This window comes from Streptomyces sp. BBFR25 (assembly GCF_044590125.1).
Lineage (GTDB): Bacteria > Actinomycetota > Actinomycetes > Streptomycetales > Streptomycetaceae > Streptomyces > Streptomyces canus_D.
The window spans coordinates 5,298,277-5,321,997 of the sequence record NZ_CP172447.1 but is presented as its reverse complement, the minus strand read 5'-3'; the positions used below and the strand labels follow the sequence as shown (position 1 = coordinate 5,321,997).

Here is a 23,721-nt window from a genome sequence, read left to right as displayed (position 1 = left end):
GGTCTCATCTTCTGGGTCTCTCCTCCACTCGGTGCCGTTGCGCCGCTCCACTGTGCCGGGGATTGGCACCCCGGTCCTCAGCGCGGAGTGCAGGGCTGTTTGTCGTGGAGTGCAGATCGCGCTTCGGTCGGGGAGATGCCGTACGCCTCGCGGAAGGTGCGGCTGAAGGCGGCGGGGTGGCGGAAGCCCCAGCGGTCGGCGATCTCGCCGATCGTGCGGTGTCGTAGGCGCGGGTCGACGAGGTCGGCCCGGCTGCGTTCGAGTCTGCGGCGGCGGATCGTGGCGCTGACCGTCTCCGGCTCCTCCTCGAAGAGGGCGTGCAGGAGGCGTATCGATATGTGGTGGTGTGCGGCTATCGTCGCTGGGCCCAGGTCCGGCTCATGCAGGTTGTGGTCGATGAAGGCGTTGATACGGGCGAGGAGCACCCGCTGACGGCTCTCGACCGGGAGCGTCGGAGACGTGTCCAGCCGGGCGGCGAGGAAGGTGATCGCGAGTTCGAGGGCCATGGCACCCAGGCGGTGCAGTTCCGTCGGGCCGCAGTGTGCGGCGTTCTCACGCAGACCGGCCAGGTAGGAAGTGAGCAGGGCGCCGGAACCGGTGCGGGTGGTCAGGGGCGTGGCCACCAGGCGGTCCGTTTTGTCGCTGGGCAACGGCACGGCCGCTCGGGGCAGCCGCAGGATGCTCACCCGCGGGTTGCGGCCATGGCCCTGGAAATCGCAGACCAAGGGTTGTGACGTGTCGAAGAGCGCCACGTCGCCCGCGCGGAGCAACACGTTGTTGCGGCGCTGCTCCAGGCCGATGGGGCTGCCGTGGACGAGGAAGAGGAAGTAGTTCTCCGGGTCGGACGTGCGGATGTGGCTCGGTGTCCGGCGCGCCGACATCGGTGAGAAGGAGAAGGCCGAGAACGCGGTGTCCGCGAGTTCCAGCGCGATGACCTCGCCTTTGAAGTGGGCGGCGTGTTCGCTGGCCATCGAGACCGGCATCACCGCCCTGCTGACCATGTCCCCCCACCAGCCGAACCCCTCGGGGCCGCTGACGCTGTCCGTGGAGAGGTACACCGAGGCTCCTCCCCCGGTCTTCCCCGTCGCTGTGCCTTGCTCCACGCCCCTTCACCCCCGCAGCAGTAGCACCTGGGTCGCACCACTGGGGGCATTCTCCGCCGCTGTTCCGCGCTGCGGGAGGAGTCGACCGGTCAGTTCGGCAGGGATCAGTTCGGCGGGAAACGTCCTCAGGGCGAGACGATGTGGAGGAGTGCCGTGCCGTTCTTGCCCGTCGTCGCCTGGATCACCACGGCGCCGGGCTGGGGGCTCGGGCGGGCGGGGGCGAGGGTGCCGCAGGAGTTGCCGCTGCCGCGTTCGCGGAGGTACGTGAGACAGCCCTGGCCGGGGCCTTTCGCGCCGCCGGAGGAGCGGTTGTTGCCGGACTTCACCTCGTACTCGATCTCGTTCGGGCCGACCTTCGTCACCGACAACGTTGCCCGGCCGGCGTCGCCCGGTGCCCGGAAGCGGATGGTCACGGGCTCGGTCACCGCCATCTCGCAGTTGCCGTCGGTGCAGGCGCGGGTGTCGGTACCGTCCGCCGGTGACGGGGAGGGGGGCTCCGGTGCGGGGCGGGATGTCGTGGGGCGGTTGCGGGGCGTGGGGGGTGCCTCGTCGTCCGTTCGGTGCGTCGTGCTGCACGCCGCTGTCGTTGCCAGGGCGGTCAGGGCCGTCAGCGCTGCCAGGGCGGGCTTCGAGCGGAGGTGTGTTCGCCTGCTCATGGTTCGTCAGGGCTCCGAGCGGGGGAAGGAGACTTCGACTCTGCGGTTCTTCTTGCGGCCGGCTTCCGAGGAGTTGTCGGCGATGGGGTATTGCTCGCCGTAGCCGCGGACCTCGTAGGTGATGCCTGCGTCGTTGAGGGACTGGGAGAGGACGTCGTGCACGGCGTTGGCGCGCCGCTTGGATAGGACGTCGCCGTGGGCGGAGGAGCCGAGGTCGTCGGTGAAGCCGAAGACGCGGACTCTGGTGGCGTTCTGGGTTCTGATCTCCTCGGCGATGCCCCTGATGCGGGACTTGGCCTCGGCGCCGAGCTTGGAGCTGTCCTTGCCGAACAGCACCTCGGCCTGGAGCGCGAGCGTCACGCTCGTGTTGGTGTCCTCCCGGCGTTCGTCGCCGCTCTGCTCTTCCACCACCGACTTGATGTCCAGCACCTTCGCCTGGGCGAGCGTGGCGCCGTCCGGGAGCTTCAGGTCGGGGTCGTTGGGGTCCACGTCCACGGGGGCGGAGGCGGAGGGTTCCGTGCCCGGGGGGTCGTTGGGGTCGTCGTCGGCGTGCGCGGTGGTGGTGCCGTACATGGTTGTGGCGAGGATGAGGGTTACTGCGGCCAGCAGGCGCGGGGTCGAGGTCATGATGCCCTCACCCGGAAATGGAAATGGTCGCGCTGGCGAAGGTCGGCAGTTGGAAAGTGACCTCGGTCGTGGCCCCTGGAGGTGATGGAAACTGCATGAACACAGCTAGTCGATCGCCAGGCTTGATCGTCGAGAGGCCGGTGGTCGTCAGCGGGCGCCCTTCTGTGTCACGCAGAACGTAATACCGCTTCTTACTCTTGGAGTCGACCAAGGTGGCCCCGCCGAGTGACCGGCCGTTTTTGATGATCTCCGTCTCGTTACCGCTCAGCCCCGATGGGATCGCCACGCTCTTGTCACCGTCGTTCTTCAGCTCCCCGTTCACCGTGACGAAACCACCGGAATCGCGCTCGGCGGAGGTGATCCGCAGCAGCAACCCATTGCTTCCCTGCAGCTCAGCCAAGGGTTCTTCTGCGCTGCCTTCTTGAGCGCTCGGTCCGGACCCCTCTGCAGTCGACTCCGACGCCGTTGTTTCGGGCTTCGCGTCATCGCCACCGCTACTGCAGCCGACAGCACCGAGGGTCAGACTGAGGAGAACGGCCACTGAGAGCGTCGCTCTGCGGCTTGAGATCCGAATGCTCATGTCCTTAATTCCTTCGTCACTCGTCACTCGTTGGTGACTCGGCCAGGTGGACGTCGAACAGATCCTCGGGCTGCGGTAGATCCGTGAGGTCATCCGGTCTCAGGTCCCATTGCTCGCCCTTGCACGAGAGACTGGGCAACTCGGCTCCGCCAGTGTCCTCGGAGGGAAGTTGGAACGAGCAACGGCTCTCGATGACGGCAGTGGCGGACTCCGTGGCCTTCTGGGTTTCCGTTCCCGGAACGATGGTGTCACCTACTGGATCATTGGTCTCGGCGAGAACGGTGTAACCCAGCAGGCCGTCCGGACGGCAGGTTACGCTCGCGTCATTGCGCGCACCGAGCTGTTGAGCGCGCCAACAGGTGTCGGAAATAGGCACCTTGCCATCGAAGATGGCCTGCCACGAATCCGGGTCGAGTATGTGCGTGACCCACTGATCGACGAGTTGATCTCGCGTTTCGAGAGCCGCAGCAAGCGCGGCAGCATCCGCAGCCGTCTGAGCCTTGCTGCGAGTCGCTCCGGCCTGGCCGACCGCGAGGTACGCGAGAGCCAGAAGAAGCAGGCCTCCCACCACCGTGATGTAGATGGGGAAGGCCTGCCCTACGTCGCCGCACTTCTTGGGCCGGCTCAACCACCGGTGACTTCGGCGATCTTCGACGTGATCGCATCGAAGATCGTCTGCCCGATATCCGTCCCCGTGATCGCCAGCACGATCGCCACCACCACCGCGATGATGCCCAGGTACTCGACCGCCGTCTGGCCCTTGTCGTTGTGGTTGATGGTGCGGGAGTGCAGGTGGGCGGCGACGGTGTGAAGCCAGTTGGTCATGGTGTTCCCCTCCAGGGTGGGCGGAGCCGGGCGGCTGGGCGGCGGCGGGGATCTGCTGGCTGGTCATGCCGGACGTCACGGCGTCCACGATCTCCACCTCCCTTGCGCTCGGTCGGGACCTCGGCCTGTCGGGAGAACCAGGCAACGACTGTCCCACAGTTGATTGCAGGTGCGAAAGGTCTTGCACGAAATGGGCCCTAGTGGACCCGGGTTCATCGGTTGTTGACCATGTCGGTACGTATGCAATCGCACTCTTCTTGTTTACGTGTACCTCCCCTACTCGCCCGTGATGGTGCCGAAGTCCGTCCCCGAGCCCAGGATCAGGCCGGCGCCGAGGAGGATCATCGTGGCCGGGACCATGAAGGTCGTGATCATCAGCGTGGCCTTGGGGACCGCGCGGGCCGCCTTGCGGCGGGCGTTCTGGGCGTCCGTGCGGCGCATGTCCTTGGCCAGGGAGACCAGGGTGTCGACGATCGGGGCGCCCAGTTCCTCGCCCTGCTGGAGTGCCGTCACGAACATCGCCACCTGTTCGGAGTCGTTGCGCCGGCGCAGCTCGGTGAAGGCCTCCCGGCGGCTCATGCCCAGGTCCATCTGGCGGAGCGTGATGCGCAGTTCGTCCGCCCAGGGGCCTTCGTAGCGCGTGGACACACGGTCCAGGGCCTGGCGGAAGCCGAGGCCCGCGCTGACCACGACGGCGAGGACGTCCAGGAAGTCGGGGAGCGTGCGCTCGATGACGTCCTTGCGGATGCGGATCGCCGACCAGATGCCCACCTCCGTCCAGAACGCGCCGAAGGCGAGGAGCAGGAGGGCAACCAGGTACTGGCCGCGCAGGAGGAAGACCAGGCAGCCGAGGGCGCCCAGGAAGCCGTAGACCGCGCGGCGGGCGGCGTAGCGGTCGATGGTGAGGCCGCCGGGGTTGCCGGCCAGGTCGATCCGGCGGCGGTACCTGGCGACCAGGGCCGGACCCATCAGGCGCAGTACGGCGGGGGCGTAGCGCATGCCCATGCGGTCGATGAGGGAGTGCGCCGCGCCGGTGCGGGTGGCGCCGACCTCCAGGGCGAGGGCGAGGTCGTCGGGGAGTTTGGCCTCCGCCCGGTACATGCGGATGCCGGCGAAGACGCCCCAGACGGCCAGGGCCATGAGGAGGGCGAGGAGTATGCCGGGCAGTTCCAGACCCATGTCCTTGTCTCCCCTCCCTTCAGACGTCGATGCGGGACATGCGGCGGATGAGGACGAAGCCGACGGCGTAGAGCCCGAAGGCCGTGATCACCGCGACCTGGCCGGCCGGGGAGCCGGTCATGCGTTCCAGGGCGCCGTCCTTCACCCCGTTCATCAGGAGCAACGAGCCGATGCCCAGGACGGGGACGGCGTACGACGTCATCGTGACCTGGGAGAGCTGGGTGCGGACCTCGCGCCGGGTCTCCTTGCGTTCCTCCAGGGTCTCCGTCAGGTTGCGCAGCGCGCCGACCACCTGGCCGCCCGCGCGGTTGGACAGCACGAGGGTGGTGACGAGGACGACCAGTTCGCGGGAGGGGAGGCGGTCGGCGAGTTCGCCGAGGGCGTCGTCCATGGAGGCGCCGATGGCGAGTTGGTCGGCCACCTTGCCCAGTTCCTCGCCGGCCGGGGCCTCCAGTTCCTCCGCCGCCATGCCGATGGCGGTGCGCAGGGCGAGGCCGGCCTGGGTGGCGTTGGCGAGGATGCGGGCGAGTTCGGGAAGCTGGTTGATGAACTTCTCGATGCGTTTCTGGCGTTGCCAGTTGAGGAACTGGATGGCCACTCCCGCACCGAGCAGGCCGGCCAGGGGGCCGAAGAAGGGCGCCAGGGCCGCCTGGCCGATCAGCCACAGGCCCGCGACCGTCGCCAGCACGTACACGAAGAACTCGCCGGGGGTCACGTCCAGGCCGGTGGCCGACAGGCGGCGTTCCAGGTTCCGGCCGAGCCTGGTGCGGCGCAGGCGGCGGTCCAGGCCCGGGAAGCGGCGCCGGCGTCCGGCCACCGGGGCCTGGCCGACCGCGGTGAGGCGGTCGACCAGGGCCGCGCGCTGGGCCTTCCCGGCGGCGTACGAGTGCAGTCCGACGACCGCCAGGACGCAGGTCAGCAGGGTGATGCCGGTGGTGAGCGTGACGAGCGTGTCCAGTTCCATCGGGCGGTCCTACCTGGCTTCTCGGGTGGTGAGCTGGTCCGGTGTGTGGGCCACGCCGAAGGCCTGCGGGATGGGCTGGCCCGCCATGTAGAGGCGCTCGGCGGTGCGGGGCGGCAGGGGGTGGTACTCGTACGCGCCGACGACGCGGCCGTCGGCGGACATCGGGCGGGCGTTGAAGCGGGCGACGGTGGCCAGGCGGTACGGCTCGCCGCCGTGGCTGGCCAGCAGGGCGATCTCGGTGATGCGGCGGGCGCCGTCGGCGAAGCGGGTGAGCTGGATCAGGACGTCGACGGAGCTGTTGATCTGGTCGTGCAGGGCGACGAAGGGGATCTCCACGTCCGACATCGAGGCCAGGGTCTGCAGGCGCATCAGGGCGTCCTCGGCGCTGTTGGCGTGGACGGTGGCCAGCGAGCCGTCGTGGCCCGTGGACATGGCCTGGAGCATGTCCAGGGACTCTCCGCCGCGCACCTCGCCGACGACGATGCGGTCGGGGCGCATGCGCAGCGAGTTGCGCACCAGGTCGCGGATCGTGATCCGGCCCTGGCCCTCGACGTTCGGCGGGCGGGACTCCAGGCGGATGACGTGCGCCTGCTGGAGCTGGAGTTCGGCCGAGTCCTCGATGGTGATGATGCGGTCGGATTCGGGGATCAGGCCGGAGAGGGCGTTGAGGAGGGTGGTCTTCCCGGTGCCCGTCGCGCCCGAGACGATGATGTTGAAGCGGGCCTGCACAAGACCGGCCAGCAGGTAGAGCATGTTCTCGTCGAGCGAGCCGAGGCCGATCAGCTCGTGGAGGGTGAAGGAGCGCGGGAAGCGGCGGATGGTGAGGGTGGCGCCGGTGAGGGAGAGCGGGGGGATGATGACGTTGACGCGCTCGCCGGAGGGGAGGCGGGCGTCGACCATCGGGTTCGACTCGTCCACGCGGCGGTTGACCGTCGAGACGATGCGCTCGATGGTCTGCATCAGCTGGTCGTGGGAGGCGAAGCGGAGGGGGAGCTGCTCGACGCGGCCGGCCCGTTCGACGAAGATCGCGTCGGGGCCGTTGACCATGATCTCCGTGATCGACGCGTCTTCGAGGAGCGGTTCCAGGATGCCGAGGCCGAGGGCCTCGTCGACGACCCGGCGGATCAGCTGGGAGCGTTCGACCGTCGACAGGACCGGGCCCTCGCGGCTGATGATGTGCCCGAGCACCCGTTCCAGGCGGGCCCGGCGCTCGGCCGTCGCGAGCGCGCTCATCTCGGCGAGGTCGATCTCCTCCAGGAGTTTGGCCCGGTAGGAGGCGACCAGGTGTCCGTCCTCGCCCCGGCTGCCGTGCTCCTCGGGGGAGTGGATGCGCGCGCGCAGGCTCATGCGTCCTCGGCTCCTCGGTCAGTGGTCCAACGGCATGGTGGCGGTCTTGCGGGCCGGGTCGAAGTTCCAGCCCGGCACGATCGACGGGATCTCGACGGTGGCGGTGACCGTCACCTCGTCCCCGCCGTACGACGGGGTGCAGTGGGTGCCGCCCGCCAGCCGGCCGCTGACGGCCGCCGCGCACGCCGCCTGCGCGCTCTCCTGGAGAGAGGCGCTGCGTGCCCCCGCGCGGGCCGCGGTGCCGGCCTGCTGGGCGGTGTAGGCGATCAGACCGAGCTGGACGACGGCCATGCCGACGAGGACCAGGATCGGGAGGAAGCCGAGGTACTCGATGGCCACCTGGCCCCGGTCCCCGGCCCGTCCCCTGCGGGAGTACGGCATCTCAGTCGTCCTCCTCTTCCACGGCCCCCGCGTGCCCGTGCACGGTGAAGGGGACGCTGAGGGTGCCCGGGAAGAGGAGGGGGACCTCGATGCGGACGTCGGCGGTGACGTAACCGCCCGCGGTACCGCAGGTCACCTCGGCACCCCCTTCCCACGAGCCCGGCAGCTTGTCCAGGCCCGCCTGTCGGCAGGCGCCCGCCCGCGCGCCGCGATCGGCCGCCGTCGCCGCCCGTACCGCCTCGTCCGCAGCATTCCCCGCGAGCGTGTACGTGTATCCCACGAGCACGAGCTGCCACAGCACCACCAGCGTCGCGATGATCACCGGTGTCATGCCGAGGAACTCGATGGTGACCTGGCCGCTCTCCCGGCCCCGGTCCCGGACCCGGCCGCGTAACCCGCTCCCCCCGCACCGTCCGCTCACCCCGCACCGTCCTTCCGGCGCCGGAGGCCGGCCGCGCCCCGGTCCGACCGGAGGCGGCCGTGTCCCTTCCGGCCCGCGTCGGGCACACCGGCCAGGCCCAGTTCGCCCGCGAGGGTCCACAGGGCCTGCTTCACGCTGCTCCGGCCGTCCAGTTCGTGCACGCGGCCCGCGTCCACGGCGCTCTGGAGTTCCTTGAAGTTCGCCGGGACGGTGGTGGCGGCGATCGCCGTGCCGGTGATCCGCTGGATCAGCGGGGGCTGGATCTCCGTACCCCGCGTGTGCCGGTTGACGACCACGGTCGTGTCCTCCGCCTTGCGGATCTGCAGCCGCTCCCACATCCGCACCGCCCGCTTGGCGCCCCGTACGGCGACCACGTCCGGGGTGGTGACCAGCAACGCCGTGTCGGCACTCTCCACGGCGGCCGCGCCGGCCCCGCCGAGCTGGGCGCCGCAGTCGATGACGACGACCTCGTAGCGGGAGCGCAGGGCGGCGACGAGCTGGCGGGCGGCGCGGTCGGTGACCTCCTCGCCGCGTTCGCCCTCGCCGGGGGCGAGCAGCAGGGCCAGCCCGCTGTCGTGGCGGAAGACGGCGTCGGCCAGGACGCGCGGGGAGAGGTCCGTGATGGCGGCCAGGTCGGCCACGGAGCGGCGGAACTGGACGTCCAGGTAGGAGGCGACGTCGCCGGTCTGCAGGTCCATGTCGAGCAGGGCCGTGGACCGGCCGGACGCCTGGGCCGCCAGGGCGAGTTGGACGGCGGTCAGGGTGGCGCCCACGCCGCCCTTCGCGCCGCTGACGGTGACGACGGTGCCGCCCGCTCCGGTGAACACGTCGACGGCGCCGCCGAGGTGCCGGCGTACGCCCACCGACCACTGGGCGACCGCCTGGACGCGGCTGGAGAGTTCCTCGTAGCCGAGCGGGAGGGCGACCAGGCCGCGGGCGCCGTAGTCCATGGCGGCCTGGAAGAGGCCGGGGCCGGGGTCGGAGGTGACGAGGATGACGCCGACGGCCGGGAAGCGGAGGGCGACCTCGCGGATCAGCTCCAGGGCCGGGACCGGTCCGATGCGCTCGTGGACGATCACGACCTCGGGCAGTTCGTCGACCGACTCGGCGGCGAGCCGGGCGAGGGTGTCGACGAGCTGGGTGGAGTCGGCGACCGGGGCGACCGGTTCGGCGTCCGGGAGCTGGCTCAGCAGCGTCGTGAGGGACCGTACGGCGTCCGGGTCGCCGACTGCCGGGAGGATCCTCGTGGCCATACGGCTCTCACTTGTCCTTCGCGAGTTCGTACGTCCGGTCCTTGTCGGGGACCGTGGTGTCGCCGCCGGGGGCCACCAGCGCGAGCCGGACGCGCCGGGCGAACGACTCGGCGTAGGTGACGCGCTGGGCGTCGATGGTGGACAGCGCGAAGGTGATGGGGACCGCGTCGGTGGGTTCGCGGTCGCGGCTGTCCTCGTCGGGCTCCAGCGAGGTGAGTTCGCCGACGTCGATGACCTTGGCGTTGGTCACGATGATCTTCGACTGGTCGGGGTCGCCCTCGCGCGGGCCCTCGAAGGTGGCGTAGACGTTGACGGAGGAGCCCGGGGTGATCTTCCCGGCGACGCCGGTCGCCGCGTCGATCATGATGGCGACCTCCTGCTGTCCGGGGCGCAGGGCGGGCGTGTCGACGATCATGTCGGTCTGGAGCAGCGAGCCGGCCTCCAGCCTGGTCACGGCTATCTTTCCGCGGACCTGGGACAGGTCGGTGACGGCGTTCTCGGAGAGCCAGCGCTCGGGCATCTCGACCTTCTCGAACTGGGTCCCGCCGAGTTCCGTGTAGGGCTCGATGTCGCTCTTCACCCGGTACGCGGCCACCTCCGGGCCGACCTTGGACTTCACGTCGTTGATGACGGACAGCACGCCGGCGAAGGCGCCGAGGGCGCAGAGGACCGAGAGGACGAGCAGGATGATGCCGCGGCGCTGACGGGAGTTCATGGGCCGTGCAACCTCATTGGGGGGGTCGGATGTCCGGGGCGGACGGGCTGACTGGGCGGGCGGGGCGTGGCGTGCGGACGGGGCGCTACGGGCCTACCCAGTCAGGGCCCGTCTCTCACGGCGGCGGCCGAGGGCGGGTTCGCGGCGGTGGTCCAGCGCCCGGTCCCGGCCGCCGCGGCTCGCGCTCCCGCCGCTGTCGTCGTAGTCCGGTGGGGTCGCGGAGCAGAACACGCAGCGGTCGCCGATGACGTCGATGCCGCACCAGTGGCAGGCGCTGCGCCGTACGGACGTGACCAGTTGGTAGAGGACCGAGAGGTCGGGGAGGTACGCGCAGAACTCGGTCAGCCGTCCCGTGCCCCACCAGTCGGGGGACTCCGCGGGCAGCGCCGTCTCGCGCAGCCCCTGCACCCGCCAGGACGGGGCGAGGGTGCCGGTGACCCAGTCGGAGGCGAGCTGCCCCTTGGCGACCAGCAGCCAGGTACCGAACTCCGGTCCGCTCAGGGCGGCTTCGGGGCCGACCTTCACCAGCTGCGGCTCGGGGTGGGCGACGACCCCGAACTGGCTGCCGGGCACCCAGGACCTGGCGTGTGTCTTCAGGCTCACGGGGACGTGGTCCAGCCGGGCGACGGAGCCGAGCAGGGCGCCGGCGTGGATGTAGTGGGTGAGCAGCCGGCCGGCGGAGGCGAGGACGCCGGGGCTGAGGTCGCAGGAGGCCAGCTGGCGCAACTGGCGGGCCAGTACGGCGATTCCGAGCGGCGGCAGGGGCGGCCGGAACAGGGCGATGCGGTCGGTCTCCAGGAGGGCGCGGACGGTGTGCAGGCGTCGCTCCACGCTCGCCGGGACGGCGTGGGAGCACACCACGATCACGTGTCCGTGCTGGTCGACCAGCGTCTGCAGCTCGGTCAGCACCTGGTCCAGGGGGCGCCGGTCGACGTCCTGGAGCACGGCCGCGGGCAGCGTCCGTTCGTCCTGTGGCGGCAGTGCCATGTCGGCACTGGTCACGGCAATGGCAGTTGGCACGCGCGGCTCCCCGTCTCCCATGCCCGTCGGTCCGCCGGTGTTACTCCGGCACACCCGGATGACTTCACTGCGTGACTACCTGAGCACTGTATCCACGCGTCTGTGACCGGAGAACAGCGTTTCTGTAGCTGTGGAACAACTTGTGGGGCACAAGATGCGCCAAACCGGGGCAGGTTGAGCATTTTCGAGAGCGAGTCGGCCGCGCCCTCCGGGCGGCGAACTTGGTCCGTACCTACCTCTTGACACCTTCAATTGGTCTGGACCACCTTGTACGTCAACGGTGGCCACCGTCCCCATTCCGCCCCACCTCACCCCCGGAGGCAGCAGTGGACCCCGTACGCAGACGGCGCGGAAGACGTCTCGGCTCCTTGACGGGCGCCGTCACCGCCGCCCTGGCTCTCGCGTTCACGGCCGTCGGCCCGGCATCGGCCGCCGACGTCAACAACGCCAAGAATGCCGGTTTCGAGTCCGGGCTGAGCAACTGGACCTGCTCGGCCAACAGCGGCACCACCGTCGCCTCCCCGGCGCACGCGGGCTCCGCCGCACTGAAGGCCACCCCGGCGGGGCAGGACAACGCCCGCTGTTCGCAGAGCGTCGCGGTGAAGCCCAACTCGACGTACACGCTGAGCGCGTGGGTGCAGGGCGGGTACTCCTACCTGGGCGTGACGGGCACGGGCACGACGGACGTGTCGACCTGGACCCCCGACGCGGCCTCCTGGAAGCAGCTGAGGACCACCTTCAGCACCGGCTCCTCGACGACCTCCGTGACGGTGTACACGCACGGCTGGTACGGGCAGTCGGCGTACTACGTCGACGACCTGTCCGTCTTCGGCCCCGACGGCGGTGGCGGCGACGGCGACCCGGACCCCACGGTCCCCTCGGCCCCGGCGGGTCTGAGCGTCTCCGGCACGACCCCGAACTCCGCCTCCCTCACCTGGAACACGGTCTCGGGTGCCACCGGCTACCACGTCTACCGCGACGGCACGAAGGTGGCCGCGGTGACCGGCACCTCGGCGACGGTGACCGGCCTGGCGGCCTCGACCTCGTACTCCTTCCAGGTCACGGCGACGAACGCGGCCGGTGAGTCGGTGAAGTCGGCGGCGGTCACGGCCCGCACCACGGCGCCGGACGGCGGCGGGAACGAGGGCGACCTGCCCAAGCACGCGGTGACCGGCTACTGGCAGAACTTCAACAACGGGGCGACGGTCCAGAAGATCTCCGACGTGCCGTCCGCCTACGACATCATCGCGGTGGCCTTCGCCGACGCGACCACGACGCCGGGCGCGGTGACCTTCAACCTGGACTCGGCCGGGCTCGGCGGCTACACGGTCGACCAGTTCAAGGCGGACGTGCGGGCCAAGCAGGCCGCGGGCAAGAAGGTCATCATCTCGGTGGGCGGCGAGAAGGGCACCGTCTCGGTGAACAGCTCCGCCTCCGCGACGAACTTCGCCAACTCCGTCCACTCCCTCATGCAGGAGTACGGCTTCGACGGCGTCGACATCGACCTGGAGAACGGGATCAACCCGACCTACATGACCCAGGCCCTGCGCGCCTTGTCGGCGAAGGCGGGCCCGGACATGATCCTCACGATGGCCCCGCAGACGATCGACATGCAGTCGACGCAGGGCGGCTACTTCCAGACGGCGCTGAACGTGAAGGACATCCTCACGGTCGTCAACATGCAGTACTACAACAGCGGCACGATGCTGGGCTGCGACGGCAAGGTGTACGCCCAGGGCACGGTCGACTTCCTCACCGCCCTGGCCTGCATCCAGCTGGAGGGCGGCCTCGCCCCGTCCCAGGTGGGCCTGGGCCTGCCGGCCTCCACCCGCGCGGCGGGCGGTGGCTACGTCTCCCCGTCGGTGGTCAACGCCGCCCTGGACTGCCTCACCAAGGGGACCAACTGCGGCTCCTTCAAGCCGTCGAGGACGTACCCCGACCTGCGGGGCGCGATGACCTGGTCCACCAACTGGGACGCCACGGCGGGCAACGCCTGGTCGAACGCGGTGGGGGCGCACGTGGACGCGATGCCGTAACTCCGGCCACCCGGCTGATCCTGCCGACCCCGACCCCGGCCCCTGCCCGCTGCCACGCGGGCGGGGGCCTGTCGCTGCGCCCCGGCGACCGGCTGTGAAGTCCGCATGAAACATTTCCCGGGGCCCAACGCATCAATGAGGTGAAGGCGGCGGACATCGGGGGGCGCGGGGCACATGGGGACAGCGCGGCAGAGACGGGCGGACGAGTACGCCGAGTTCGCGGTGGCGCGGGCCGGGCACCTGTACCGGTCCGCGTGCCTGCTCACCGCCGGGGACACGCATCTGGCGGAGGATCTCGTGCAGGAGACCTTCGGGCGGCTCTACGTGCGGTGGGGGCGGGTGTCGCGGGCGGAGAACCCGGCCGCCTACGCGCAGACCGTGCTCACCCGCGCCTTCCTCGCCCATCAGCGGCGGCGCAGCAGCGGGGAGCGGGCGACCGACGTGTTCCCCGATCTGCCCGGCGCCGGTGACGGGGACGCGTCCCTGCGGCTGACGCTGCTGGACGCGCTCGCGCGGCTGCCCGCCAAGGACCGGGCCGTCGTCGTGCTGCGGTACTGGGACGACCGCTCGGTCGAGCAGACCGCCGAGGTGCTCGGCGTCAGTTCGGCGGCGGTGCGGACCCGGTGCTCGCGGGCGCTCGGCAAGCTGCGGGAGCTGCTGGGCAGGGACCTCTCGGAGTACGCCAGACCCTAGGCACCCGCTGCCCGGGCCGCCGCCTGTTCGAAGCTCTCAGCAGCTCGTTACGACTTCACTTGTGGAAAGGGTGGTTCGCCATGCTCGAAACCGATCGTCCCGACCCCTTCGAGGACCGTCTGTCCGCCGCGCTGCGCGACGCCGGTGACGGCTTCCAGGCCGATCGCGCGGCCCTCGTCACCGCCGGGCGGGTCCGGGGGCGGCGGGCCCTGCTGCGGCGCCGGACGGCCGTGGTGGGCGGCGTGGCCGGGGTCGCCCTGGCCGGGGTGGGCGGGGCGCTGGTCCTCCCGGCGGACGACCCGGCCACCCCCGCCCGGTCCAACGCCGCCTCCGCGGGCACCCCGAACAGCACCGCGGACGGCACCGCGACCGCCGCCGCGGCCGCCTTCACCGGTGGGGACCTGCTGCGCGAACTCAAGGGCCTGCTTCCCCAGGGGACGTACGGCGAGGAGTCGGCCCGGGGTTCGGACCACCAACTGGGCCCGAGCGCGCACCTCGTGTACGACGACGGGGCCGGGGCCGCCGCCATCGGCATGGGCTTCGCGCGGGTGGAGCTGGGGAGTGCCCAGGTACGGGAGCTGACGGCGTGCCCCGACGACAACCTCACGCCGTACGACGACTGCACCTCCGACCGGCTCCCCGACGGCTCGACGCTCAGGCTGTACCAGGGCTACGAGTACCCGGACCTGCGCGTGGACACCAAGCTCTGGACCGCCGACCTCGTCACCGCCGAGGGGCAGCACGTCAGCGTCTCCGAGTGGAACTCCCCCGCCGAGAAGGACGCACCGGTCAGCCGTGACGAGCCTCCCCTGTCCACGGAACGGCTGCGGACGCTCGTCACCGCCGGGGTGTGGCGCGAGGTGGTCGACGCCATTCCCAAGAGCGCGAAGCCGTCGCGGTCGACCGCGCCCCGCACCGAGCGCCCGCAGGTCTCCGGGAAGTCGGTCGGCGACACGCTCGCCGGGCTGCTCCCCGGGACGCTGGACGTCGTCACGCGCGGCGGGCAGGAGTCCGAGTACGCCTACGTGGTCGTGGACGACGGGCGGGGCCGCAGCCTCGTCCAGATCAACGTCCAGCACGGCATGGCCGACGCCGCCGGGCAGTTGTACGCCGGCGGGGAGATCCTGCCCGACGGCACACGCCTGGTCACCCGGCAGGCGCCCGGCGAGAAAGCCGGTGCCGGTGTGGTGATGTGGAGCGTGGACACGCTAAGCCCCGGACCGGAGGGCTTCCGCGTGGTGATCAGCGCCTTCAACACCGGCGACCAGAACAAGGACGCCACCCGGGACGCCCCCGCGCTGACCATGGAGCAGCTGCGGAAGATCGCACTCAGTGGGGAGTGGGACCGGTTGCGGTGACGGCTGCCGCAGCATCACGCGCCCGCTGCCCCGCAGGCCGGCGGGGCCGTCGACTCAGGGCAGCATGCCGTGCTCCTTCTCGAACTCCTTCTTCTGCTCCTCGTTCGGCGTGTTGGGGCGGTTCTCGCTGATCGGTTCCCGCGGGTTCCCCGGGGTTCCGGTCAGAGCCTCCTGCACATCGGTACTCATCCGGATGTGATCCGTCTCGAAGCCGTGCACCGGACCCCGGATCTGTACCTCGCCTCCGTTGAAGAAGCCGACGTCGAGGTTGGGGCCGGCCACGACCGTCGCGACCAGGCCGACGAAGAAGTTCTCGTTGCTCCGCGTGTACCCCTGCACGTACTCGGCGCGGTTGCGTTCGGCCATCCCCCTCGTGGCGACCGCGGACCCGCGCGCGACTCTCTCGCTCGGGCTGAACGGGATGAACGACGTGTTGTTGGTGGCATAGTCGGGAAGCTCCCCACTGCCGAGCGGGGGGATCACTCCGCCACCGTTGACGTCGTGCCAGGTCTCGTGATGGCGGGGGATCCCGCGGTACAGGGCGAGTCCACCCATCCGGTACTTCATCACATGCGGTGTGAGGTCGTCGTTGAGTACACCGTTTACGACGGCGACATCGTGGATGTACGCCCTGCCGCCCTGTGGCGTCCGGAAGACGTAGAACGCGCCCTGTCGCGTCATGGGTATGTCATCCTCACCCACGCGCACGTTCACCTCCTGCTGCGCCGCCGAGCGGTTTCCGCTCACCGCGTTCTTCATCTTCTGGAACATGCGCTGCACGGGCGGCTGCGACCCGTGCTGCTGCCGCTGCCCCGCCAAGGACGCCGCGACGGCCGCGTTCCCGGCCGAGTTCTGGAGATCCGACACCGCATGGGGCGAGAGGTCGCCCGCCGACCACGCCTGGCCCGCCGTCGACGCGGCCCGGTCCGTCCGTACGACCGGACCACGGTCCCCAGCACTGCGCCGGCCTGTGAGCTCGTGGTCGGACTGCCGGTCGTGTCCTCGCATGCTGTTCCCTCCGAGGGACGCCAGTGCCTGGCCCGGGTGGCCAGAGTTCTCCAGCTTCAGACCTATACGACTCGTCGACACCCGGGAAGGACGGGAAGAGCACCCTTCGGGTCATGGCCGCGTGCCCGAAAGGACAGCCGGGCTCAGAAGAACTCCGACCACGGCTGGTCCCAGATCTGCTTCACGCACAGGACGAGGAACAGCAGCCCGGCGACGGTGAGCATGCCGTTGCTGAGGTTGCCGTTGCGCCACTCGCGCGGGGTGCGGGAGGAGTTGAGGAGCCACATCAGGGTGAGGGCGAGGAAGGGCATGAAGGCGGCGCCCAGGACGCCGTAGATGATGATCAGGCGGAAGGGCTCGTCCTGGAAGAGCAGGATGATGGGCGGGAAGGTGAGCCACAGCAGGTAGGCGCGGAAGGCCCAGGAGCGTTCGCGGCGGCCGGAGGCCAACTCGTCGCCCCGTGCCTCCCGTTCACCGCGCCGGCGGGCCAGGAAGTCGGCGAACATCAGGCTCACGCCGTGCCAGACGCCGATCAGCGAGGTGAAGCTGGTGGCGAAGAAGCCGATCAGGAAGAGCTTGCCGGTCGCCGTGCCGTACTGCTGCTCCAGGATGTCACCGAGCTGGATCAGGCCCTTGTCGCCGCTCGCGATCGCGACGTTCGCCGAGTGGAGCAGCTCGGCGCCGACGAAGAGCATCGCGACGACGAAGATGCCGGTGGTGGCGTAGGCGACCCGGTTGTCCAGGCGCATGACCTTCATCCAGCCGGTGTTGGTCCAGCCCTTGGCGTTGACCCAGTAGCCGTACGCGGCCAGCGTGATGGTGCCGCCCACGCCGCCGATCAGGCCCAGGGTGTTGAGGACCGAGTCCTTCTCGTCCGGGAGGACCGGGAGGAGTCCGGCGAAGGCGTCGCCCAGGTTGGGGGTGACGCGGATCGCCAGGTAGACGGTCACGACGAACATGACGCCCACCAGGACCGTCATGACCTTCTCGAAGACGCTGTACTTGTTGAACCAGACGAAGACGAGGCCCACCAGGCCGCAGGCGATGCCCCACCATTCGAGGCCCATCACGTCGGGGAAGAGCGCCTGGAGGGGGAGGGCGCTCGACGACATCGCCGCGGCGCCGTAGACGAAGCCCCAGATCACGGCGTAGATCGCGAAGAACCACGTGGTCCAGGAACCGATGCTCGCCCAGCCGTCGAAGAGGGTGCGGCCGGTGGCCAGGTGCCAGCGGCCGCACGCCTCGGCGAGGGAGATCTTCACCAGGCAGCCGATGACCGCCGCCCACAGCAGGGTGTAGCCGAAGTTGCTGCCCGCGATGAGGGTGGCCACGAGGTCGCCGGCGCCCACCCCCGTCGCCGCCACGACGATGCCGGGGCCGATGTAGCGCCAACTGGACTTCCGGGGAGCCGCGTCGGCACCGCCCGATACGCCTGCGTCTGAGGTGTTGCCCGTGGTGTCCGCCATGGGGGTCAAGAAAGCCCATGGTCGCCGGTGCGACAAGAGGGCGTGCACGGATCTTCACCCGATACGCCTACTCCGCGCGGGCCGTGGTCTCCTCGTCGCCCGCCTTCTCCGACACGTCCGCGGACTCGGCCTCTGCTGCCGACTCCGCCGCGCCGTCCTCGAAGTACGCGTCCAGGACCTCGTCCAGAGCCGATTCCCACTCCGCGAAGCGGCTCCGGGACGTGGCCTCGATCTCGATCGGGTACCAGCGGCGGTCCGGCGTGTGCACCGTGACCGTGAACCGCTTGCCGAAGCGGCCGGTCTCCGTCTCCACGGCCCCGACCTCGTCCCAGCGGAAGTCACAGCTCTGGTCGTCGAGGGAGAGGCGTACGCCCCGGTGGTCGGCGACGATCTTGGCGCGGCGGTCGGACGCCTCGAAGACGGGGCCGTCCGCGGGGGCCTCGTCGCCCGGCTCGGCGGCGTCCTCGGCGGCGTCCTCGGCGGGAGGTTCGCCGACGGCCGAGGGCTCCGAGGAGTCCGTGGACTCCGAGGACTCCTCGGTCTCCGCTGCGGCGTCCGCCTTCGTCTCGGCTGGTCTCACGTCCTCCGGCCCGCCGGACACGGGTGCGGTGAGCCCGGGGATGAATGCCGGGTCGAATCCGGCGCCTTCCAGGGGCTGGCTCGTCGATCCTCTGCGCTGCTCCACGCGGGCAGTATGGTCGACGATCCTGTGCCGGGCACAGCCAGCCCCAACTTCGTTATCAGACGCCTACCCGAGACGCCCGCACGAGTCGCACGGGCGGACCCGCCTACACGAACAGGCTCACCACCGCGGCCACCACGAACCCGGCGACCGACAGGACGCTCTCCAGCACGGTCCACGTCTTGAGCGTGTCCCGCTCGCTGATGCCGAAGTACTTGGCGACCATCCAGAAACCGCCGTCGTTGACGTGCGAGGCGAAGATGGAGCCGGCCGAGATGGCCATGATGACCAGGGCGACGAACGCCTGCGAGTGGTCGCCCTCGGCGAGCAGCGGCGCCACGATGCCCGCCGTCGTCACGATGGCCACCGTCGCCGAGCCCTGGGCGACCCGCAGCACCACGGAGATCAGGTACGACAGGACGATCACCGGCAGGCCGACGTCGTTGAAGGTGTCGGAGAGGGCCTGGGCGACGCCGCTGGCCTTGAGGACGGCGCCGAAGACACCGCCCGCGCCGACCACCAGCAGGATGTTGCCGACCGGCTTCAGCGAGGCCGTCGAGACGGTCTCCAGCGACTTGCGGGACCAGCCGCGCCGGATGCCGAGCAGGTAGTAGGCGAGGAGCAGGGCGATGGTCAGCGCGACGAACGGGTTGCCGAAGAACTCGATCACCGAGCGGAGGGTGGACGGGTCCAGGGCGATGGAGGAGAAGGTCGCGGCAAGGATCAGGACCAGCGGGGTGCCGATGATGCCGAGGACCGTGCCGAGCGCGACCGGGGTCTCGCGCGGCTCGACGCCGGACGCCCGCTGCTCGTCGATGACGGCCTGCTTGGCCTCCTCGGCCGCCTCGACCATGTCCTGCGGGACGGGGACGAAGATGCGGCGGCCGATCCAGGCGGAGAACACCCAGGCGGCGAGCACGGCGGGGATGCCGCAGACGATGCCCATGAGGATCACCCAGCCGAGGTCCACCTTCAGCAGTCCGGCGGCGGCCACCGGGCCGGGGTGCGGCGGCAGGAAGGCGTGGGTCATCGACAGGCCGGCCAGCAGGGGCAGGCAGTAGAGCAGGACCGACTTGCCGGAGCGCTTGGCGGCGGCGTAGACGATGGGCGCGAGGACGAAGATGCCCACGTCGAAGAAGACCGGGATGCCGAAGATCAGGCCCGTGAGCCCCATGGCGAGCGGGGCGCGCTTCTCCCCGAAGAGGCCGAGGAGCCGTGAGGCCAGCACCTGTGCGCCGCCGCTGACTTCGAGGATCGCGCCGAGCATGGTGCCCAGGCCGATGATGATGGCGACGTGGCCGAGGATGCCGCCCATGCCGGACTCGATGGTCGAGACGGCGTCCGACTTCTGGACGGTGCCGAAGAGTTCGGTGACGGACAGGCCGGCGAGCAGGCCGACGGCTATGGAGACGGCGAGCAGCGCGACGAAGGGCTGGAGCCGGACCTTGATGATCAGGTAGAGCAGGAGCGCGATGCCGATGGCGGCGACGGTCAGCAGCCCGGCGGTGCCGTCGATCAGGGTGAGCAGGCCACCGGTGTGGGGTGGGGTCTCCGGCGCGGAGGCGGCGGCGAACTGGAGGGACGGACAGGACATGCGGGGGTCCTCTGGATAAGTACATGGAGCTTTCGGGCAGGGTGGAGCGCGGCACGGCGCCCCCGGGGGTGGGGGACGCCGTGCCGTTCACAGACAGACGGTCAGGCAGGCGGGGTGGAGGGACGGTCAGCCGAGGACGGCGAGCGCGTCGATCTCGATGAGGAGGCCGGCGGGCAGACCGACGTACACGGTCGTGCGCGCGGCGGGCGGCTGGGTGAGGCCCTGCTCCTCGAAGTAGGCGTTGTAGATCTCGTTCATCTCGGCGAAGTGGTCCACGTCCGTGAGGTAGACGCGGATCATCATCACGTCGTCCCAGGAGGCGTCGCCCTCTTCCAGGATCGCCTTGACGTTGGCGAGGGTCTGGAGGGTCTGCTCGCGCAGGGTCGGACCGGCCGGGGTGGGGGCCTTGCCCTCCTCGTGGGGGAGGAAGCCGACCTGGCCGGCGACCTGGAGGATGTTGCCCTTCTTCACGCCGTGGGAGAACTTCGCCGGGGGGACGGTGTGGGTCGCGGGGACGAGAGCGATCTTGTCGGTCATGCGGTGACTTCCTTGACTGGGGTCCTGCCGGAGTACTCGCCGCTGATGGCGTCCGCCGTACGGCGGACCAGCGGGAGCAGGGTGAGGAGTTCCTCGGCGGTGACGACGACGTTCGGCGCGGAGACCGACATGGCGGCGACCACCCGGCCGTCGGCGCCCCGGATGGGCGCGGCGACGCAGTTGATGGACTCCTCGTGGCCACCGAGGTCGGTGGCCCAGCCCTGTTCGCGCACCTTGGCGAGTTCCTTGAGGAACCCGTCGGCGTTCGGTGTCGAACGGGCCGTGTACATGGGGTAGTCGAGCTGCTCGGCCACGGCCCGGCGCTCGTTCTCGGGGAGGTCGGCGAGGAGCAGCTTGGCGACGGCCGCGACGGTGATGGCGACGGGCTTGCCGATCCGGGAGTACATGCGGACCGGGTAGCGGCTCTCGACCTTGTCGATGTAGAGGACCTCGTCCTCCTCGTGGACGGCGAGGTGGACGGTGTGCCCGACCTGCTCGTTGAGGCGTACGAGGTGGGGGTGGGCGATCTCGCGGACGTCGAGGTTCTCCATCGCCTCCTGGGCGAGGGAGATGAGCCGGGCGCCCAGGCGGTAGCGCTGGTCGGACTGGCGGTAGACGAAGCCGTGGTCGTGGAGGGTGCGCAGCAGGCGCAGGGCCGTGGACTTGTGCACGTCCAGGCGTTCGGCGACCCGGCCCAGGTCGGCGGGGCCCTCGGCGAGCAGCGGCAGGATGCTGAGCGCGCGGTCGACGGTCTGGCTCATGGCGTACGTACCTCCTCGTCGGCCCCTCGGACGTCCTGTGTCCAGCCGGGGCCGAGTCGCAGTCTCCCCCACGCGGTGTCGTCGAGGGCGGCCAGGCGGTCGGCGTGGTCGCGGGCGGGGGGCGTGGCGAGGTCGCCGGGGACGGTGAGGGCGGCGGCGGCCATGAGGTGCCCGTGGCGCAGGCGCTCGCGCACGGGCAGTCCGCGCAGGGTGGCGGAGAGGAACCCGGCGGCGAAGGCGTCGCCCGCGCCGACGGCGGCGACGACGTCGACGGTGAGCGCGGGGACGGAGGTGACCTCGTCGGTGCCGCCGGTGCGGTGGAAGGCGGTGGCGCCGCTCGCGCCCTGCTTGACGACGAGCAGCTCCGGTTCGGGCAGCGCGGCGCGTACGGCCTCGGGGCCGCCCAGGCCCCAGGCCTCGTCCTCGCCGACGAAGACCAGGTCGGCGCCGCGGGCCAGGTCGAGGAGCACCTCGGGGCCGTGTCCGTGACCGGCGTCGCGCCACAGCCCGGGGCGGTGGTTGACGTCGAAGGAGACGAGGGGGCGGCCGGGGCGGCGGGCGGTCAGCTCGCGCATCAGGCCGAGGCAGTCGGCGGAGAGCGCGGGCGTGATGCCCGACAGGTGCAGGACGCGGCCGGAGCGGATGGCGTCGAGGTCCATGGTGTCGACGGACATCGCGGAGGCGGCCGAGCCCGCCCGGTAGTACGCCACCTCGTGGGCGTCGGTGGCGCGGTCCCCGGCGGTGCGGAAGTAGATGCCGGTGGGGCGGGCGGGGTCGCGGCGCACGGCGGAGACGTCGACGCCGTAGGCGCCGATCGCCTCGACGAGGTGGTCGCCGAAGCCGTCGGCGCCGACCCGGCCGACCCAGCGCGCGGAGTGTCCGGCGGCGGCGAGCACACAGGCAAGGTTGGACTCGGCGCCGCCGATGGCCCGGTCGAAGGAGGGGACGTCGGCGAGGCGGCCGGGCCGGGAGGGCAGGAAGGTGACCATGGACTCGCCGAGCGCGACGACGTCCACGACGTCGGGGGCGGTGCTGGTTCGTCCGGTGGCGGTCACGATGGTGGGGGCTCCTCGTCTGCGGGGTCTGCGCTGTCTGCGGCTCGTTCTTCGCGTCTCGCGGGCGGCTGCTCCGTTGACCCCGCGTTCGCCGAGATGTTAGACAGCAGTAAGCGATATACGCAATGGTCGTTGCAGATATTGCAACGCATCAGACCAGGGAGGCTCCATGGCCCTCGATACCGGCACCGAAGCCCTTGCCAAGCTGGCCGAGGAGCACGTCGACCACCGTTTCAAGGGCCTCCCTCCGGACGCGTACGGCCTGACCGTCGCCGAGCTGGCCGGACAGCGCCGCAACCTCTTCACCGGCGGTTTCACCACCCCCGTGCTCGCGCTGTCCGCCGAGCGCCTGGAGCACAACCTGAAGCTCATGGAGACGTACGCCGCCCGGCACGGCCTCGCCTTCGCGCCGCACGGCAAGACCTCCATGGCCCCGCAGCTCTTCCACCGCCAGATCGAGCACGGCGCCTGGGGCATCACCCTCGCCGTGCCGCACCAGGTCCGGGTGGCGCGGGCCTTCGGCATCGGGCGGGTCTTCCTGGCCAACGAACTGGTCGACGCCGCCGCCCTCGGCTGGATCTCCGCCGAGCTGGACGCCGACCCGGACTTCCGCCTCGTCTGCTACGTCGACTCCGTGCGCGGCGTCGAGCTGATGGACGCGGCCCTGACGGCCGCGGGCGCCGCCCGCCCGCTGGACGTCGTGGTGGAGCTGGCCGCCGGTGAGGGTGCCCGGACCGGTGTGCGCACCGAGGCCGAGTGCGCGGCGGTCGCCGACGCGGTGGCCGGGGCGCGGACGCTGCGGCTGGCCGGGGTCGCCGGGTACGAGGGCGAGGTGCCGGACGCCGACCCGGAGCGCGTGCACGCCTGGCTGCGGCGGCTGGTCGCGCTCGCCGTCGACTTCGACAAGGCGGGGCGCTTCGACGGCCTGGACGAGATCGTGCTGAGCGCGGGCGGCAGCGCCTGGTTCGACGCGGTGGCCGACGTGTTCGCCGAGGTTCCCGCGCTGTCCCGGCCCGTGCTGAAGCTGCTGCGCTCGGGCGCGTACGTCTCCCACGACGACGGGCACTACCGCGAGCTGACCCCCTTCAACCGGGTCCCCGAGGAGGGCGCCCTGGAGCCCGCCTTCCGGCTGTGGAGCCAGGTCGTCTCCCGCCCCTCCCCCGAGCAGGCGTTCACCAACGCGGGCAAGCGGGACGCGGCGTACGACCTCCACCTGCCCTTCGCCCAGGTGGTGCGCCGCGACGGCGCGGAGCGCCCCGCCACCGGCATCGAGGTGACCGGCCTGTCCGACCAGCACGCCTGGGTGCGCACGACCGGGGAGGCGGACCTGGAGGTCGGCGACTGGCTCGGGACTGGCCTGTCCCACCCGTGCACCTCCTTCGACAAGTGGCAGCTCATCCCGGTCGCCGAGGCGGACGGGACGGTCGTCGACTACATCCGTACGTTCTTCTGAGGGAGCG

General features: G+C 70.7%; 25 protein-coding genes. 4 read left to right on the top strand and 21 right to left on the bottom strand.

Annotated features, from left to right (window positions below; all coding sequences use genetic code 11):
* Positions 1-77: 77 nt before the first annotated feature.
* From ACGH52_RS24470 to ACGH52_RS24405, 14 genes are all read right to left on the bottom strand, one after another.
* Positions 78-1,058, bottom strand: coding sequence for a helix-turn-helix domain-containing protein (locus ACGH52_RS24470; protein ID WP_399942339.1), 981 nt, complete (start codon positions 1,056-1,058; stop codon positions 78-80).
* Positions 1,059-1,228: 170 nt separating this feature from the next.
* Positions 1,229-1,759: a hypothetical protein gene (locus ACGH52_RS24465; protein WP_399942336.1), complete on the bottom strand. Its 531-nt coding sequence runs from the start codon at positions 1,757-1,759 to the stop codon at positions 1,229-1,231.
* 6 nt (positions 1,760-1,765) lie between these two features.
* Positions 1,766-2,386 carry an OmpA family protein gene (locus tag ACGH52_RS24460; protein ID WP_210975873.1) on the bottom strand — a complete coding sequence of 207 codons (621 nt, stop codon included), beginning with the start codon at positions 2,384-2,386 and terminating at the stop codon, positions 1,766-1,768.
* 7 nt (positions 2,387-2,393) lie between these two features.
* The gene (locus tag ACGH52_RS24455; RefSeq protein ID WP_399942333.1) at positions 2,394-2,966 is read right to left on the bottom strand and encodes a hypothetical protein; all 573 of its coding nucleotides are present in this window, start codon (positions 2,964-2,966) and stop codon (positions 2,394-2,396) included.
* A 16-nt stretch (positions 2,967-2,982) separates the two neighbouring features.
* The gene (locus tag ACGH52_RS24450; protein ID WP_399942330.1) at positions 2,983-3,594 is read right to left on the bottom strand and encodes a pilus assembly protein TadG-related protein; all 612 of its coding nucleotides are present in this window, start codon (positions 3,592-3,594) and stop codon (positions 2,983-2,985) included.
* Positions 3,591-3,791 (bottom strand): Flp family type IVb pilin, encoded by a 201-nt coding sequence (locus ACGH52_RS24445; RefSeq protein ID WP_399942327.1) that lies wholly within the window; start codon positions 3,789-3,791, stop codon positions 3,591-3,593. The genes ACGH52_RS24450 and ACGH52_RS24445 overlap by 4 nt, the downstream gene beginning before the upstream one ends.
* A gap of 276 nt (positions 3,792-4,067) precedes the next feature.
* Entirely contained in the window at positions 4,068-4,970 is a 903-nt protein-coding gene (locus ACGH52_RS24440) for a DUF5936 domain-containing protein (protein ID WP_076976035.1), read from the bottom strand.
* A gap of 19 nt (positions 4,971-4,989) precedes the next feature.
* Complete coding sequence (locus tag ACGH52_RS24435) at positions 4,990-5,934, bottom strand: type II secretion system F family protein (RefSeq protein ID WP_399942323.1); 945 nt, start codon at positions 5,932-5,934, stop codon at positions 4,990-4,992.
* Positions 5,935-5,943: 9 nt separating this feature from the next.
* Positions 5,944-7,281 (bottom strand): CpaF family protein, encoded by a 1,338-nt coding sequence (locus ACGH52_RS24430; RefSeq protein ID WP_059300914.1) that lies wholly within the window; start codon positions 7,279-7,281, stop codon positions 5,944-5,946.
* Positions 7,282-7,299: 18 nt separating this feature from the next.
* Complete coding sequence (locus ACGH52_RS24425) at positions 7,300-7,662, bottom strand: TadE/TadG family type IV pilus assembly protein (RefSeq protein WP_399942320.1); 363 nt, start codon at positions 7,660-7,662, stop codon at positions 7,300-7,302.
* 1 nt (position 7,663) lies between these two features.
* Entirely contained in the window at positions 7,664-7,993 is a 330-nt protein-coding gene (locus tag ACGH52_RS24420; protein ID WP_238696987.1) for a pilus assembly protein, read from the bottom strand.
* An 86-nt stretch (positions 7,994-8,079) separates the two neighbouring features.
* Entirely contained in the window at positions 8,080-9,336 is a 1,257-nt protein-coding gene (locus ACGH52_RS24415) for an AAA family ATPase (protein ID WP_059300917.1), read from the bottom strand.
* Positions 9,337-9,343: 7 nt separating this feature from the next.
* On the bottom strand, positions 9,344-10,051 hold the full coding sequence (gene cpaB, locus ACGH52_RS24410; protein ID WP_210975876.1) for a Flp pilus assembly protein CpaB: 708 nt from the start codon (positions 10,049-10,051) through the stop codon (positions 9,344-9,346).
* A 93-nt stretch (positions 10,052-10,144) separates the two neighbouring features.
* On the bottom strand, positions 10,145-11,092 hold the full coding sequence (locus tag ACGH52_RS24405; protein ID WP_210975877.1) for a hypothetical protein: 948 nt from the start codon (positions 11,090-11,092) through the stop codon (positions 10,145-10,147).
* Positions 11,093-11,397: 305 nt separating this feature from the next.
* Here ACGH52_RS24405 and ACGH52_RS24400 point away from each other — a divergent pair, with 305 nt between their 5' ends.
* From ACGH52_RS24400 to ACGH52_RS24390, 3 genes are all read left to right on the top strand, one after another.
* Positions 11,398-13,107 carry a glycoside hydrolase family 18 protein gene (locus ACGH52_RS24400; protein ID WP_210975878.1) on the top strand — a complete coding sequence of 570 codons (1,710 nt, stop codon included), beginning with the start codon at positions 11,398-11,400 and terminating at the stop codon, positions 13,105-13,107.
* Between the two features lie 174 nt (positions 13,108-13,281).
* Positions 13,282-13,800 carry a SigE family RNA polymerase sigma factor gene (locus tag ACGH52_RS24395; RefSeq protein ID WP_121704376.1) on the top strand — a complete coding sequence of 173 codons (519 nt, stop codon included), beginning with the start codon at positions 13,282-13,284 and terminating at the stop codon, positions 13,798-13,800.
* Positions 13,801-13,880: 80 nt separating this feature from the next.
* On the top strand, positions 13,881-15,158 hold the full coding sequence (locus ACGH52_RS24390) for a hypothetical protein (RefSeq protein WP_399942315.1): 1,278 nt from the start codon (positions 13,881-13,883) through the stop codon (positions 15,156-15,158).
* Positions 15,159-15,212: 54 nt separating this feature from the next.
* Here ACGH52_RS24390 and ACGH52_RS24385 read toward each other — a convergent pair whose 3' ends face one another.
* From ACGH52_RS24385 to ACGH52_RS24355, 7 genes are all read right to left on the bottom strand, one after another.
* A complete protein-coding gene (locus ACGH52_RS24385; RefSeq protein ID WP_399942312.1) occupies positions 15,213-15,929 on the bottom strand; it encodes a hypothetical protein in 717 nt (238 codons plus the stop codon).
* A 380-nt stretch (positions 15,930-16,309) separates the two neighbouring features.
* Complete coding sequence (locus ACGH52_RS24380; RefSeq protein WP_171987366.1) at positions 16,310-17,632, bottom strand: Nramp family divalent metal transporter; 1,323 nt, start codon at positions 17,630-17,632, stop codon at positions 16,310-16,312.
* Between the two features lie 67 nt (positions 17,633-17,699).
* The gene (locus tag ACGH52_RS24375) at positions 17,700-18,317 is read right to left on the bottom strand and encodes a hypothetical protein (protein ID WP_121704373.1); all 618 of its coding nucleotides are present in this window, start codon (positions 18,315-18,317) and stop codon (positions 17,700-17,702) included.
* A 103-nt stretch (positions 18,318-18,420) separates the two neighbouring features.
* Positions 18,421-19,908, bottom strand: coding sequence for a GntP family permease (locus tag ACGH52_RS24370; RefSeq protein WP_076976023.1), 1,488 nt, complete (start codon positions 19,906-19,908; stop codon positions 18,421-18,423).
* A 126-nt stretch (positions 19,909-20,034) separates the two neighbouring features.
* On the bottom strand, positions 20,035-20,445 hold the full coding sequence (locus ACGH52_RS24365; RefSeq protein WP_059300927.1) for a RidA family protein: 411 nt from the start codon (positions 20,443-20,445) through the stop codon (positions 20,035-20,037).
* Positions 20,442-21,206, bottom strand: a complete 765-nt coding sequence (locus tag ACGH52_RS24360; protein ID WP_076976022.1) for an IclR family transcriptional regulator — start codon at positions 21,204-21,206, stop codon at positions 20,442-20,444. The genes ACGH52_RS24365 and ACGH52_RS24360 overlap by 4 nt, the downstream gene beginning before the upstream one ends.
* A complete protein-coding gene (locus ACGH52_RS24355) occupies positions 21,203-22,261 on the bottom strand; it encodes a sugar kinase (RefSeq protein ID WP_121704372.1) in 1,059 nt (352 codons plus the stop codon). Before ACGH52_RS24355 ends, ACGH52_RS24360 begins: the two co-directional genes overlap by 4 nt.
* Positions 22,262-22,430: 169 nt before the next feature.
* Between ACGH52_RS24355 and ACGH52_RS24350 the strand changes: the two genes are divergently transcribed.
* Positions 22,431-23,714, top strand: a complete 1,284-nt coding sequence (locus ACGH52_RS24350; RefSeq protein WP_399942305.1) for an amino acid deaminase — start codon at positions 22,431-22,433, stop codon at positions 23,712-23,714.
* Positions 23,715-23,721 lie beyond the last annotated feature (7 nt).